Here is a 12,767-nt window from a genome sequence, read left to right on the forward strand (position 1 = left end):
GAGGTTATTCGGACGTGGGGCGTTGCAGGCGATATTCGGCGCTGCGGGCATGCGCCTGCAGGCCTTCGCCGTAAGCCAGTTCGGCAGCAATCTCGCCCAGCATCTGCGCGCCGGCTTCGCTCACCTCGATCAGGCTCGAGCGCTTGATGAAGTCGTACACGCCCAACGGCGACGAGAAGCGCGCCGTGCGCGACGTGGGCAGCACGTGGTTCGGGCCTGCGCAGTAGTCGCCCAGCGATTCGCTGGTGTACTTGCCGAGGAAGATCGCGCCGGCGTGGCGGATGCGCTCGGCCCACTGGCGCGGGTTCTCTGCCGAAATCTCCAGATGCTCCGGCGCGATGTCGTTGGCGATGTCGCACGCCTCTTCCATGTCGCGCACCTTGATGAGCGCACCGCGGCCCGACAGCGACTCGGCAATCACGCTCCGGCGCGGCATGTCTTCAAGTTGGCGGTTGATGCTGGCTTCCACCTGCGCGATGAACTCGGCGTTCGGGCACAGCAGAATCGACTGAGCCAGCTCGTCGTGCTCGGCCTGCGAGAACAGGTCCATCGCCACCCAATCCGGATCGGTCGTGCCATCGCAGATGACGAGGATTTCCGACGGACCGGCAATCATGTCGATGCCCACGGTGCCGAACACGCGACGCTTGGCAGCAGCCACATAGGCGTTGCCCGGGCCGACGATCTTGTCGACGGCGGGGACGGTGTCCGTGCCATAAGCCAGCGCACCCACGGCCTGCGCGCCGCCGATGGTGAACACGCGGTCCACCCCAGCGATGCAGGCCGCAGCCAGCACGAGGTCATTGCGCACGCCACCGGGCGTGGGCACCACCATGATGATTTCCTTGACGCCCGCCACGCGCGCCGGGATTGCGTTCATCAGCACCGACGACGGGTATGCCGCCTTGCCGCCCGGCACGTAAATGCCCACGCGGTCGAGCGGCGTGACCTTCTGGCCGAGCACCGTGCCATCAGCTTCGGCGTATTCCCAGCTGTGCGTGCCGCACTCGATCTTCTGCTTCTCGTGATACGCACGTACGCGGGCGGCGGCGGCTTCCAGCGCCGCGCGGCGCTTGGGTTCCAGGCCGTCCAGCGCAGCTTGCAGCACGGTGGGCGACAGCTCCAGCGCGGCTACGCTGTCGGCCTCGATGCGGTCGAAGCGGTGCGTGGCTTCCAGCACGGCGGCATCGCCGCGCGCCTTCACGTCGGCCAGGATCTGCGCGGCGGCGCGGTCGATGGCTTCGTCTTCGCTCGCTTCGAAAGCGAGCACCTGGCGCAGTTGCGCCGCGAATCCGGCGTCGGCCGAATCCAGCTTACGAATGGTCAAGCTCATGCGGGTTCCCCAGCACGCTCGTCCTGGGCGGAGGCGCGCTCGAAAGCGTCGAGGATGGGCGCCAGCCGGTCACGCTTGAGTTTCAGCGCGGCCTGGTTGACGACGAGTCGGGACGAGATCTGCACGATCTCCTCCACCTCGACGAGGTTGTTCGCGCGCAGCGTGCCGCCCGTGCTGACGAGGTCGACGATGGCGTCAGCCAAGCCCACCAGCGGGCCCAGTTCCATCGAGCCGTACAGCTTGATCAGGTCGACGTGCACGCCCTTCTTGGCGAAGTGCTCGCGCGCGGTATTCAGATACTTCGTCGCGACCGACAGGCGCGCGCCCTGGCGCACCGCGTTGGCGTAATCGAAGCCCTTGGGCACCGCCACCGACATGCGGCAGCGGGCGATGTTCAGGTCGATAGGCGCATACAGGCCCGCCATGCCGTGCTCCATCAGCACGTCGCGGCCGGCCACGCCGAAGTCCGCCGCGCCGTATTGCACGTAGGTCGGCACGTCGGAAGCGCGCACGATGATCACGCGCAGCGCGGGGTCCGAGGTCGGCAGGATCAGCTTGCGCGAGGTTTCCGGATCTTCGGTCACCTCGATGCCGGCGGCCTTCAGCAGCGGCAGCGTCTCTTCAAAGATGCGCCCTTTGGACAACGCCAGCGTGAGCTGGTTGGAGGCGGACTGGAATGCGTTCATGACCGGCGGGTTCCTTACCTTACGCTTGAATGCGGCGGATCTTGGCGCCGACAGCGGACAGCTTGTCTTCGATGCGGTCGTAGCCGCGATCAAGGTGATAGATGCGATCGACCAGCGTCTCGCCCTGCGCAATCAACCCGGCGATGACGAGGCTGGCCGAAGCGCGCAGGTCGGTTGCCATGACGGTCGCACCCGACAGTTGCTCGACGCCCGTCACCACGGCCGTCTTGCCGTCGATCACGATATTGGCGCCCAGGCGGTTCAGTTCCTGCACGTGCATGAAGCGGTTCTCGAAGATGGTCTCCGTCACCGTGGCAGAGCCTTCGGCAATGGCGTTGAGCATCATGAACTGCGCCTGCATGTCCGTCGGGAACGCCGGGTACTCCGACGTGCGGAAGCTCACGGCCTTGGGGCGGCCCGTCATCTGTACACGGATCCAGTCGTCGCCCGTGGTAAGCGTCACGCCGGCTTCGCGCAGCTTGTCGAGCACGGCATCGAGGATGCCCGGCGGCACGCCGCGCAGCGTCACGTCGCCGCCGGCTGCTGCCACGGCGCACAGGAACGTGCCGGCCTCAATGCGATCGGCAATCACGGTGTGGGCGGCGCCATGCAGTGCTTCGACGCCCTGGATGACCAGGCGGTCCGTGCCGATGCCGTCGATGCGCGCGCCCATCTTCACGAGCAGATTGGCGAGGTCGGTGACTTCCGGCTCGCGTGCGGCGTTTTCGAGCACGGTTTCGCCGTCGGCCAGTGCAGCGGCCATCAACAGGTTTTCCGTACCCGTGACCGTCACCATGTCGGTGACGATGCGCGCGCCACGCAAGCGCTTGGCGCCATCAGGAAGCTTGGCTTCGATGTAGCCGTGTTCGATCACGATCTCGGCGCCCATCAGCTGCAGGCCCTTGATGTGCTGATCGACCGGCCGCGCGCCGATGCCGCAACCGCCCGGCAGCGACACACGCGCATGGCCGAAACGCGCCAGCAGCGGGCCCAGCACCAGGATCGACGCACGCATCGTCTTCACGAGGTCGTACGAAGCTTCGGGCGTGTGGATGGTGGCAGCGTCGAGCGTGAGGTTGTGACCGTCAAGCACGCCCTCCACGCCCATCTGGCGCAGCAGCTTGAGCATCGTGCGCACGTCCTGCAGGTTCGGCACGTTGCTCAGCGCCAGCGGCTCGGCCGTCAGCAGCGCGGCGCACATGATGGGCAGCGCGGCGTTCTTGGCACCAGACACGCGGATTTCGCCCGACAGCGGGCCATTGCCTTCGATCAGCAGTTTGTCCATGAGCGAGACGTCTCGTCGATCACTGTGGGAGGGGCGCTCGGCGAGCGCAAGGTCGGAGTCGGTTGAAACGGTAACCGGGGTGGGATCAAGCTCGGCCATCAGGACTGCCACTCCGCCGGGGTGAGCGTCTTCATGGACAGCGCGTGGATTTCGGCGCGCATCCGCTCACCCAGCGCGGCGTAGACGAGCTGGTGACGCTGGATCAACCGCTTGCCTTCAAATTGCGCGCTGACGATGGTGGCAAAAAAGTGCTGGCCGTCGCCCTCGACTTCGAGGTGCTCGCACGGCAGGCCGGTTTCGATGTACTGCTTGACTTGTTCGGGTGTGGGCAACATGGCCGTCCCTTCTCCTGCAAAACGTTAGGGTGAGCGTCGTTCGTTTTGTTATCGACGCGTCAATGGCGCAGCTTGTAGCCCGTGCGCAGCATCTGCAGGGCCACTCCCCCCACCACGACCAGCGCGATCAGCATCACGCCGAGGCTCGTCGCCACCGGCACATCGGACACGCCGAAGAAGCCGTAGCGGAAGCCGTCGATCATGTAGAAGAACGGGTTGGCGTGGGACACCGCCTGCCAGAACGGCGGCAGTGAATGAATCGAATAGAACACGCCTGCCAGGAAGGTGGCCGGCACGATCAGAAAGTTCTGGAACGCTGCGAGCTGGTCGAACTTTTCAGCCCAGATACCGGCGATCAGCCCCAAGGTGCCCAGCACGCTCGCGCCCAGCACGGCAAACACGATGATCCACAGCGGCTGCGCAAAGTGCAGGTGCGCAAACAAGGTCGTCACGACGAGCACACCGGTCCCCACGGCCAACCCGCGAATGATGGAAGCACACACATACGCGCCGAACATCTCCCAGTGCGACAGCGGCGGCAGCATGATGAACACCAGGTTGCCGGTGATCTTCGACTGGATGAGCGACGACGAGCTGTTTGCGAACGCGTTCTGCAGCACGCTCATCATCACCAGGCCGGGCACCAGGAAGGCGGTGTAGCTCAACTGGTCGAACACCTTGACGCGATCTTCGAGCACGTGGCCGAAGATCAGCAGATACAGCAGCGCCGTCAGCACCGGCGCGGCGACGGTCTGGAAGCTCACCTTCCAGAAGCGCAGGACTTCCTTGTACAGCAGCGTGCGGAAACCGACCCAACGGCCCGGCAAGCTCTCGGGAATGGCATTCATGCAGCGGGCTCCAGCGCAGAATCGGGAATGGCAGGCGTTTGGGGGCCGACGGGCAATCCGCCTTCGCGGCGCATGATCTGCACGAACACGTCTTCCAGATCGGCCTTGGCGACTTCCATGTCGTCGATCTCGCAGCCGGCAAGGCGGCACGTGGAGAGAATCTGTTCGACCTCGCCGTAGCCCGACAGCCGCAGACGCACACCGCGCTCGCCGTGGTTGCCAGACAGCCGCAGGCTTTCGAGCGATGCCGGCAGCGCGCCCTTCGCAAAGCTCAGCACCAATTGCAGCCCGGCAAATTGCGACAGCAGATTCGCCGTGCGATCGAGCGCCACCACCTCGCCAAACTTGAGCATGGCAATGCGGTCGCACAGGGATTCGGCCTCTTCCAGATAGTGCGTGGTCAGCACGACGGTGTGGCCCTCGCGGTTCAGGCGCGAGATGAATTTCCACAGCGTCTGGCGCAACTCGACGTCCACCCCGGCGGTCGGCTCGTCCAGCACGATCACGGGCGGGCGATGTACCAGCGCCTGCGCCACGAGCACGCGTCGCTTCATGCCGCCCGACAGCGCGCGCATGTTGGCGTCTGCCTTGTTGGTCAGGTCCAGGTTGGCCATGACCTCGTCGATCCAATCGTCATTCTTGGTCAGGCCGAAATAGCCCGACTGCAGGCGCAGCGTTTCGCGCACCGTGAAGAACGGATCGAACACCAGTTCCTGCGGCACCACGCCGAGCTTGCGGCGCGCGGTGCGGTAGTCGGAAACGACGTCGTGGCCGAGCACGCGCACGCTGCCGGAATCGGCACGATTCAGGCCCGCGAGGATGGAGATCAGCGTGGTCTTGCCCGCGCCGTTGGGGCCCAGCAGGCCGAAAAACTCGCCCTGCTCGACAGACAAGCTCACGCCCTTGAGCGCTTGCAACGACTTGTAGCGCTTGCGGACGTCAGCGATTTCGATGGCTTTCATGGCCGACAAAGTGAACTACTCTGCGCATGTCGTGGCCATGAATCGACGTGGCGATCACGGCAGCGGACGCCGCACACGGCGACGGCAGAGCGACAAACCCAGAATTATAGGGGAACTGGACCAACTCACGGCGTCACCACTGAAGACGCCGAACCGCGAATGCCAGGCGCGCTCGCGACGCCCCGGCCGGAGCGCGGCATCGCGATGTCGGGTTCAGGGCAACCGCCCCGCGCCCCGCACCGGACGCCGCCTCAATGTCGTGCGTGGTGGTGGTCGGCAGTGGCCGGCGCAAGAGCGAGCAGAGATTCCACGCCGTACAGCGCGGCGAGGTTGAACAGCGTCCGCGGAGCGCCTGCGATATCGAGTGCGATACCGGCATCCTGCGCCGTGCGCTGCCACGACAGCAGCACCGCCAGCGCAGACGAATCGACCTGCGACAAGCCGGCGCAATCGACGTGCAACGCGGCAATGCCGGCTTCGCGCGCCTGACCGAGCTGCGCCTCGCCCTCGCGCAGAACGCGCGGCGCTTCGCGGTGAGTCAGCGGGCCGGACAAGGTCAACATGGCGGAAATGGGGGCACCAGAAAAAGAAACAGCGGCCAGAGTTGACCGCTGTGTTGATTCTACCGGAAGGCGGCTTATTTTGCCGGGCCCTTCTCAAGCTGCGCGTTGCGCTCGTTCAGGAAGCTCACCAGGCCAGCCACCCCGCCGCGCTTGCTGATGACATCGGCAAACTGGTTCTTGTAGGTTTCCGACAGCCACAGGCCGCTGATGTTGATGTCGTACACCTTCCAGCCACCGGCCGTCTTTTCGAGGCGGTAATCCAGGGCCACCGGCTCGCCGTTGTTGTTCACGGTCGAGCGCACCACGACGTCGGTGTCGTCGGCGGCGGCACGGAACGGCTTGTACGAAACGGTCTGATTCTTCACGTTCGACAGCGCGCCGGCGTAAGTGCGGATCAGCAGGGTCTTGAAGCCTTCCTGAATCTGTTGCTGCTGCTCAGGCGACGCCTGGGTCCAGAAGCGGCCCATGGCGATCTGCGTGGTGCGCTTGAAATCGGCACGCGGCACGATCTTTTGGTCGACCAGCTGGAACACCTTGGCCATGTTGCCGCTGCGGAGTTCCGGATCGCTCTTGATGGTGGTGAGCACATCGTCCACAGCCGTCTTGACGGTCGCTTGTGCGTCGGCTTCTTGAGCATGAACCGGGGCAGCTGCCACGGCGGCCGTCAGCGTGAGGCCTGCGAAGAGGGAGCGGAGAAGCTTGTTCAACATATCGCGTCCTTATAGTGTGATTTTCGGGTCGCTTGCAGCAGATTCACTGCAATCTTGCTGGCGATTAGAACAGACCGTCCGCTGCCAAGTTCGCGCGGCACGGCCTGTTTTACGCCTTGTCACCATTGTGGCGACGGTGTTACGTGGTCCGCTCAGCGGCGGAATACCGGCCAGTTCGGCGTAAAGCGCTGATACGGCGAAACCGTGGCGTCACCGGTATCCGGCGACGTCTTGCTGTCCTGATCCTCCGGCAGGTTGCCGTCATAGATCAGGTAGCGGCGGCGCTGCAGGTAGGCGTCGCGCAGGAAGGTGTACTTGTCGACCGCGGCCTGTTCGAACACATTGCTCGCGCCGAGCAGATTGGCACGCACATCGATCACGCGCAGCGCAGCCAGCGAATAGGTGATCGTGCTGTCGTGCCAGTACGTGAGCGGGTCCATCTGCCAGTCGACCAGGAAACCCACGGTGTCACGCGCGGTGCTGGGGCCGAGCAGCGGCCACACGACGTACGGGCCGGATGGCACACCCCACACGCCAAGCGTCTGGCCGAAGTCTTCCTTGTGCTTGGGCAGGCCGGCATCCGATGCAATGTCGATCAGGCCACCCAGACCCAGCACGGTATTGATCGCCACGCGCATGGTGTCTTCCAGCGCTGCCGTGCCCTTCAATTGCAGCAGGTTGTTGACGGCCGAATAGACATCGCCCGCGTTCGAGAAGAAGTTCGATACCGCAGTGCGCGCCGGCGACGGCACGACATCGACGTACGTCTGGGCAACGGGCTTCAGCACGCCTTTGTCGAGGTCTTCGTTGATGCGGAAGACTTCGCGATTGAAGGGTTCCAACGGGTCTGCCGGATTCGCATTCGGCCCCGTGGCACAGCCGGCCAGCAGCGTGGCGCCTGCGGCCACGGCCAGCGCAAAGCCGCGCAACGTACGGATAGATGTTGTTGTTTTCATGGTTTATTTGCTCCCACTGCCCTCGGCCGGCTTGGCTGCGCCGGCACCGCCATTTCCGCTGCCAGCGCCGGCATCTGCTGCCTTGCTGTAGAGGAACTGGCTGATCAGGTTTTCCAGCACCACCGCCGACTGCGTCATGGTGATCTTGCTGCCGCTGGCCAGCATGGCCGAATCCCCGCCCGGCTCGATGCCCACGTACTGCTCGCCCAGCAGACCCGATGTCAGGATCTTGGCCGAGCTGTCCTTCGGAAATTGATAGCGCTGGTCCATCTCCAGCACGGCAATCGCCTGATAGCTCTTGTCGTCGAACAGGATCTGCGACACCCGGCCGACCACCACGCCCGAACTCTTGACCGGGGCCCGCACCTTCAGCCCGCCGATGTTGTCGAACGCCGCCTTCACCTGGTAGGTCTTGGCAAACGAGAACGAACTCATATTGCCCGCTTTGAGCGCCAGGAACAGCAGCGCGATGATGCCTACCAGAACGAACAGGCCGACCCAGAAATCGAGGACGCTTTTACGCATGATCTTTTCTCGTTGAACGCTAACGACAACCGGCGGCTCAGCTGAACATCAGCGCCGTGAGCACGAAATCCAGCGCCAGCACGGTGAGCGACGCGATCACCACCGTGCGGGTGGTCGCGCGCGAGACGCCTTCCGGCGTGGCCTTGGCCTCATACCCCTGATACAGGGCAATGAAGGTGACCGCCACACCAAACACGAAACTCTTGATGACGCCGTTCAGCACGTCATCCATGACATCGACGCCGGCCTGCATCTGCGACCAGAACGCGCCGGGGTCCACACCAATCAGCCCCACGCCGACGAAGTATCCGCCCAGAATACCCACGGCACTGAAAATCGCCGCCAGCAACGGCATGGCGATGAAGCCCGCCCAGAAGCGCGGCGCCAGCACGCGGGCCAGCGGATCGACGGCCATCATTTCCATGGCGATCAGCTGTTCGCCGGCTTTCATCAGGCCAATCTCGGCGGTGAGCGAGGTACCGGCGCGACCGGCAAACAGCAAGGCTGTCACCACCGGGCCCAGTTCGCGCACCAGCGACAGGGCCACCAGCAGGCCCAGCGCCTGTTCGGAGCCGTAGCGGTTGAGCGTGTTGTACCCCTGCAAGCCGAGCACGAAACCGACGAACAGACCCGACACCGCGATGATGATGAACGAATCGTTGCCGACAAAGCGCAGCTGCTCAACGACCAGACGTGGGCGGCGCAGCACATCGCCGGAAGCGGCGATCAGTGAAATCAACGTGCGCGCGGCATAGCCGAAGCGGCTGATCAGCACCAGAACGAAGCGGCCGATGGTGGAAATCATCGCGCGCCTCCGACCTTGCCCAGACCGAAGTCATCGGCCAGCGGCGCCCCGGGATAGTGGAACGGCACGGGGCCGTCCGCCTCGCCGTGCACGAACTGGCGCACGAACGGATCGGTCGATGCGGTCAGCTCGGCCGGCGTGCCCTCGGCGGCAATGCCACCGTTGGCAATGAAATAGACGTAATCGGCAATGTGGAACGTTTCCTGTACGTCGTGCGAGACGATGATGCTCGTCGCACCCAGCGCGTCGTTCAGCTTGCGGATCAGCGAGGCAGTGAGGCCCAGTGAGATCGGGTCCAGCCCGGCGAACGGCTCGTCGTAGAGGATGAGCGACGGGTCCAGCGCAATCGCCCGCGCCAGCGCCACGCGCCGCGCCATGCCGCCGGAAATCTCCGAGGGCATCAGGTCGCGCGCTCCGCGCAGGCCGACGGCGTTCAGCTTCATCAGCACCAGATCGCGGATGAGCGGCTCGGGCAGTTCGGTATGTTCGCGCAGCGGAAATGCCACGTTGTCGAACACGGACAGATCGGTAAACAGCGCCCCAAACTGGAACAGCATGCCCATCTGGCGGCGGGCGTCGTACAGCGCGCGCTTGTCCATGGCGCCGATGTCCTGACCGTGCACGCGGACCGTGCCCGCGGCGGCGCTCACCTGGCCGCCAATCAGCCGGAGAATCGTCGTCTTGCCGCAGCCGGAGCCGCCCATGACGGCCACCACGCTGCCCTTCGGCACGCGCATGCACAGGCCGGACAGGATGCGCCGCGCACCTGGCTGGTAGGCGAAATCGACCTGATCGAGTTCGACAACGGCGTTGGAAGGCTCGGTGGACACGGTGGAGTTCGGTGCAGAGGGCTCGACGGGTTGGCGGCTATGCAGTGCCGCATCTTGTTGTCTTGGCTGCCGCACCAGCTTGGCGCGGCCCGCCATTATAGGGGGAAACCCGCGTGCCCCGCCGGTCACGCTGCGCTTACCGACACGGTGTGTGGCTTGGGCGCCGCGATGCCCCCACGCGGCCCTTGCAGGTGGCGGAAGACAGTGCGCACGCCGCGAGAAAGCGGCTTATTCGCCACTATCCAGCCGCAGATCGGCTTGGCGAATCACCCCTTGCCAATGCGTGGCGTCGCGGCGGACGGCCTGCGCGAACGTGTCGGGCGCGTCCCATTCCGGCTCGAAGCCCCCGGCCCGCAACGTGTCGCGTACGTCGCTTGCCGAAATCGCGCGACGTAACTCCGCCGCGGCGCGCAACGACAGCAGGCGCGGCGTGCGCGCCGGCATGAAGGCACCGATCCACGCACTGCGATCAAATCCGGCGAGGCCGCTTTCGCGCAGCGTCGGCACAGCCGGTGCCAAGCGCGAACGTACATCGCCCGTGACGCCGAGCAACCGCAGCTGGCCGTTGGCCGCTGCCGCCGCCACGCTCGGATAGCAGGCGAAACAGGCGGCCATGCGGCCCGCCAGGACCTGCTGCACGAGGCCGGCTTCTCCGCGGACGGCGACGTGCGGCGCGTGAAAGGCGTAATCGCGGACAAACTGCTCGGCGACGAGGTGTGACCAGGTGCCGGCGACATCCGACCCGCAATTCACGGTGACCGTGTCGGCGCGGGCCTGCGCGAGCAGTTCCGTCACAGAAGAGAACGGCAGCCGCGCATCGACCGCAAGAAAGAGCGGCAGCGTCGCAACCATGGCGACCGGCTGGAAGTCGCGCAGCGGATCGTACGACGCCGCCTCCAGCGCTGGCTGGGCAACAAACGTGGTTTGGTGGAGCAGCAAGGTATGCCCGTCGGACGGCGCACGCGCGACCGTCTCGCCGGCGGCCATGCCGTTGCCGGCGGGGCGGTCCTCCACATCGACCTGCCGGCCCACCTGCGCCTGGAGCTGCGCGGCGAGCGCGCGGGCGAGCGCATCGAAAGCGCTGCCCTCGGCGGCCGGCACCACAAGGCGCATAGGCTGCGAGGGATATCCGCGCAACAGCGCATGCGCCGGAGACGCAAGCACCGCCGGCAGCACACCCAGCCAGGCCAAGGCGCGGCGCCGCTGCCGATTGGGCGCGTCGGTCACTTCTGCGGGCATATCGCTGGCGCAGGTGCGCATGGGCGGTGCTGGGATCACGGGGAGGATTTCATTCTAGAAACCGGCCCGCCCGCCCTGCACTCATGTAAACCATGTCGATGTAAACCATGAAGACGCGCCCGCCCGCGCCATGATGGACACACCAAACAAAAAGGCCCGCCGAGGCGGGCCTGAACCAATCGATTCCACCACGTGGTCAGCGCGGCAGTTCCGAATGGCCCATGAGAAACGCGTCGACTGCGCGGGCAGCCTGGCGGCCTTCGCGGATGGCCCACACGACGAGCGACTGGCCGCGGCGCACGTCACCGGCGGCAAACACCTTCGGCACGTTGGTGGCGTAGGCGTTGTCGCCTTCGGTGGAGGCACGCGCATTGTTGCGCGCATCCTTCGTCACGCCAAAGGCATCCAGCACGCCGCCGACCGGGTTGGTAAAGCCCATCGCCAGCAGGACCAGATCGGCCTTGAGGGTGAATTCGCTGCCCGCGACCTCGGCCATCTTGCCGTCCTTCCACTCGAGGCGAACGGCGGTCAGGCCCGTCACGCGGCCGTTCTCGCCGATCAGCGCCTTGGTGGCGACCGACCAGTCGCGCTCGCAACCTTCGTCATGCGACGACGACGTGCGCAGCTTGATCGGCCAGTAGGGCCACACCAGCGGCTTGTTCTCTTCTTCGGGCGGACGCGGCAGCAGTTCGAATTGCGTGACCGATGCGGCGCCATGGCGGTTGGACGTGCCAACGCAGTCCGAACCCGTGTCGCCGCCACCGATGACGATGACGTGCTTGCCGTCGGCGCGGATCGGGTTCGGCGCATCGCCGGCCACTTCCTTGTTCTGCGGGATCAGGAATTCGAGCGCGTAATGCACGCCGTCCAGATCACGGCCCGGCACCGGCAGATCGCGCGGCACTTCCGAACCGCCCGTCAGCACGACGGCGTCGAATTGCTTGAGGATCTCTTCCGCGGCGATGGTCTCGCGTGCGTCGTTGGTGATGCCGGCCGGAACCGTCTTGTCGCCCACCATCACGCCGGTGCGGAACGTCACGCCCTCGGCTTCCATCTGCTGCATGCGACGGTCGATCTGCGCCTTCTCCAGCTTGAAATCGGGGATGCCGTAGCGCAGCAGGCCGCCGATGCGGTCGTTCTTTTCGAACAGCGTCACATCGTGACCGGCGCGCGCCAGTTGCTGCGCTGCCGCCATGCCAGCCGGGCCCGAGCCGACAACGGCCACGGTCTTGCCAGTCTTGTGCTTCGGCACTTGCGGCGCGACCCAGCCTTCTTTCCAGGCCTTGTCGATGATGGCGTGCTCGATCGACTTGATGCCCACCGGCAGTTCGTTGATGCCCAGCGTGCAAGCCGCTTCGCACGGGGCCGGGCAGATGCGGCCCGTGAACTCGGGGAAGTTGTTGGTCGAGTGCAGCACCTCGATCGCGGTCTTCCAGTCCTGGCGATACACCAGGTCATTGAAGTCCGGGATGATGTTGTTGACCGGGCAGCCGTTGTTGCAGAACGGAATGCCGCAGTCCATGCAGCGTGCGCCCTGGATCTTGGCCTCGTTGTCCGCCAGCGCGAACACGAATTCCTTGTAATGCTTCACGCGCGCTTCGGGCGCTTCGTATGCCTCGTTCTGGCGGGGAAATTCGAGAAAACCGGTCGCCTTGCCCATGGTGTCCTTCCTGGCCCGATGCTGCTCTGC

Annotated in this window: 14 protein-coding genes; all 14 read right to left on the minus strand. The window is 65.2% G+C overall.

Features of this window, described 5'->3' with window-relative positions; genetic code table 11:
- Positions 1–4: 4 nt before the first annotated feature.
- The 14 genes from hisD to ABIC76_RS24015 all read right to left on the minus strand — a co-directional run bounded on the left by hisD (position 5) and on the right by ABIC76_RS24015 (position 12,737).
- Positions 5–1,333 carry a histidinol dehydrogenase gene (gene hisD, locus ABIC76_RS23950; RefSeq protein ID WP_147215155.1) on the minus strand — a complete coding sequence of 443 codons (1,329 nt, stop codon included), beginning with the start codon at positions 1,331–1,333 and terminating at the stop codon, positions 5–7.
- Positions 1,330–2,019: an ATP phosphoribosyltransferase gene (gene hisG / locus ABIC76_RS23955; RefSeq protein ID WP_004634593.1), complete on the minus strand. Its 690-nt coding sequence runs from the start codon at positions 2,017–2,019 to the stop codon at positions 1,330–1,332. The genes hisD and hisG overlap by 4 nt, the downstream gene beginning before the upstream one ends.
- Positions 2,020–2,038: 19 nt before the next feature.
- The gene (gene murA, locus ABIC76_RS23960; protein WP_354535459.1) at positions 2,039–3,304 is read right to left on the minus strand and encodes a UDP-N-acetylglucosamine 1-carboxyvinyltransferase; all 1,266 of its coding nucleotides are present in this window, start codon (positions 3,302–3,304) and stop codon (positions 2,039–2,041) included.
- Positions 3,305–3,402: 98 nt separating this feature from the next.
- Positions 3,403–3,639: a BolA family protein gene (locus tag ABIC76_RS23965; RefSeq protein WP_024542178.1), complete on the minus strand. Its 237-nt coding sequence runs from the start codon at positions 3,637–3,639 to the stop codon at positions 3,403–3,405.
- A gap of 59 nt (positions 3,640–3,698) precedes the next feature.
- Entirely contained in the window at positions 3,699–4,487 is a 789-nt protein-coding gene (locus ABIC76_RS23970; RefSeq protein ID WP_027680233.1) for an ABC transporter permease, read from the minus strand.
- Complete coding sequence (locus tag ABIC76_RS23975; protein ID WP_354535460.1) at positions 4,484–5,449, minus strand: ABC transporter ATP-binding protein; 966 nt, start codon at positions 5,447–5,449, stop codon at positions 4,484–4,486. Before ABIC76_RS23975 ends, ABIC76_RS23970 begins: the two co-directional genes overlap by 4 nt.
- Positions 5,450–5,700: 251 nt before the next feature.
- Positions 5,701–6,021 (minus strand): STAS domain-containing protein, encoded by a 321-nt coding sequence (locus ABIC76_RS23980; protein ID WP_502947898.1) that lies wholly within the window; start codon positions 6,019–6,021, stop codon positions 5,701–5,703.
- A gap of 65 nt (positions 6,022–6,086) precedes the next feature.
- Positions 6,087–6,722: an MlaC/ttg2D family ABC transporter substrate-binding protein gene (locus tag ABIC76_RS23985; RefSeq protein ID WP_102067447.1), complete on the minus strand. Its 636-nt coding sequence runs from the start codon at positions 6,720–6,722 to the stop codon at positions 6,087–6,089.
- Positions 6,723–6,874: 152 nt separating this feature from the next.
- Positions 6,875–7,678 (minus strand): MlaA family lipoprotein, encoded by an 804-nt coding sequence (locus tag ABIC76_RS23990; protein ID WP_343548777.1) that lies wholly within the window; start codon positions 7,676–7,678, stop codon positions 6,875–6,877.
- 3 nt (positions 7,679–7,681) lie between these two features.
- Positions 7,682–8,203 (minus strand): outer membrane lipid asymmetry maintenance protein MlaD, encoded by a 522-nt coding sequence (gene mlaD / locus ABIC76_RS23995; RefSeq protein WP_027680238.1) that lies wholly within the window; start codon positions 8,201–8,203, stop codon positions 7,682–7,684.
- Between the two features lie 37 nt (positions 8,204–8,240).
- Positions 8,241–9,008: a lipid asymmetry maintenance ABC transporter permease subunit MlaE gene (gene mlaE, locus ABIC76_RS24000; RefSeq protein WP_027680239.1), complete on the minus strand. Its 768-nt coding sequence runs from the start codon at positions 9,006–9,008 to the stop codon at positions 8,241–8,243.
- Positions 9,005–9,838, minus strand: coding sequence for an ABC transporter ATP-binding protein (locus ABIC76_RS24005; protein ID WP_354535462.1), 834 nt, complete (start codon positions 9,836–9,838; stop codon positions 9,005–9,007). Before ABIC76_RS24005 ends, mlaE begins: the two co-directional genes overlap by 4 nt.
- 228 nt (positions 9,839–10,066) lie before the next feature.
- A complete protein-coding gene (locus ABIC76_RS24010) occupies positions 10,067–11,098 on the minus strand; it encodes a Bug family tripartite tricarboxylate transporter substrate binding protein (RefSeq protein WP_354535463.1) in 1,032 nt (343 codons plus the stop codon).
- A 175-nt stretch (positions 11,099–11,273) separates the two neighbouring features.
- Entirely contained in the window at positions 11,274–12,737 is a 1,464-nt protein-coding gene (locus tag ABIC76_RS24015; RefSeq protein ID WP_102067444.1) for a glutamate synthase subunit beta, read from the minus strand.
- Between the last annotated feature and the right edge of the window lie 30 nt (positions 12,738–12,767).

Source organism: Ralstonia sp. 1138 (assembly GCF_040544795.1).
Classification (GTDB): Bacteria; Pseudomonadota; Gammaproteobacteria; order Burkholderiales; family Burkholderiaceae; genus Ralstonia; species Ralstonia flatus.

What these genes read in the sequence shown, in the direction of transcription:
- hisD (WP_147215155.1), bottom strand. Translation starts at nt 1,333, where the DNA reads ATGAGCTTGACCATTCGTAAGCTGGATTCGGCCGACGCCGGATTCGCG.
- hisG (WP_004634593.1), bottom strand. Translation starts at nt 2,019, where the DNA reads ATGAACGCATTCCAGTCCGCCTCCAACCAGCTCACGCTGGCGTTGTCC.
- murA (WP_354535459.1), bottom strand. Translation starts at nt 3,304, where the DNA reads ATGGACAAACTGCTGATCGAAGGCAATGGCCCGCTGTCGGGCGAAATC.
- ABIC76_RS23965 (WP_024542178.1), bottom strand. Translation starts at nt 3,639, where the DNA reads ATGTTGCCCACACCCGAACAAGTCAAGCAGTACATCGAAACCGGCCTG.
- ABIC76_RS23970 (WP_027680233.1), bottom strand. Translation starts at nt 4,487, where the DNA reads ATGAATGCCATTCCCGAGAGCTTGCCGGGCCGTTGGGTCGGTTTCCGC.
- ABIC76_RS23975 (WP_354535460.1), bottom strand. Translation starts at nt 5,449, where the DNA reads ATGAAAGCCATCGAAATCGCTGACGTCCGCAAGCGCTACAAGTCGTTG.
- ABIC76_RS23985 (WP_102067447.1), bottom strand. Translation starts at nt 6,722, where the DNA reads ATGTTGAACAAGCTTCTCCGCTCCCTCTTCGCAGGCCTCACGCTGACG.
- ABIC76_RS23990 (WP_343548777.1), bottom strand. Translation starts at nt 7,678, where the DNA reads ATGAAAACAACAACATCTATCCGTACGTTGCGCGGCTTTGCGCTGGCC.
- mlaD (WP_027680238.1), bottom strand. Translation starts at nt 8,203, where the DNA reads ATGCGTAAAAGCGTCCTCGATTTCTGGGTCGGCCTGTTCGTTCTGGTA.
- mlaE (WP_027680239.1), bottom strand. Translation starts at nt 9,008, where the DNA reads ATGATTTCCACCATCGGCCGCTTCGTTCTGGTGCTGATCAGCCGCTTC.
- ABIC76_RS24010 (WP_354535463.1), bottom strand. Translation starts at nt 11,098, where the DNA reads ATGCGCACCTGCGCCAGCGATATGCCCGCAGAAGTGACCGACGCGCCC.
- ABIC76_RS24015 (WP_102067444.1), bottom strand. Translation starts at nt 12,737, where the DNA reads ATGGGCAAGGCGACCGGTTTTCTCGAATTTCCCCGCCAGAACGAGGCA.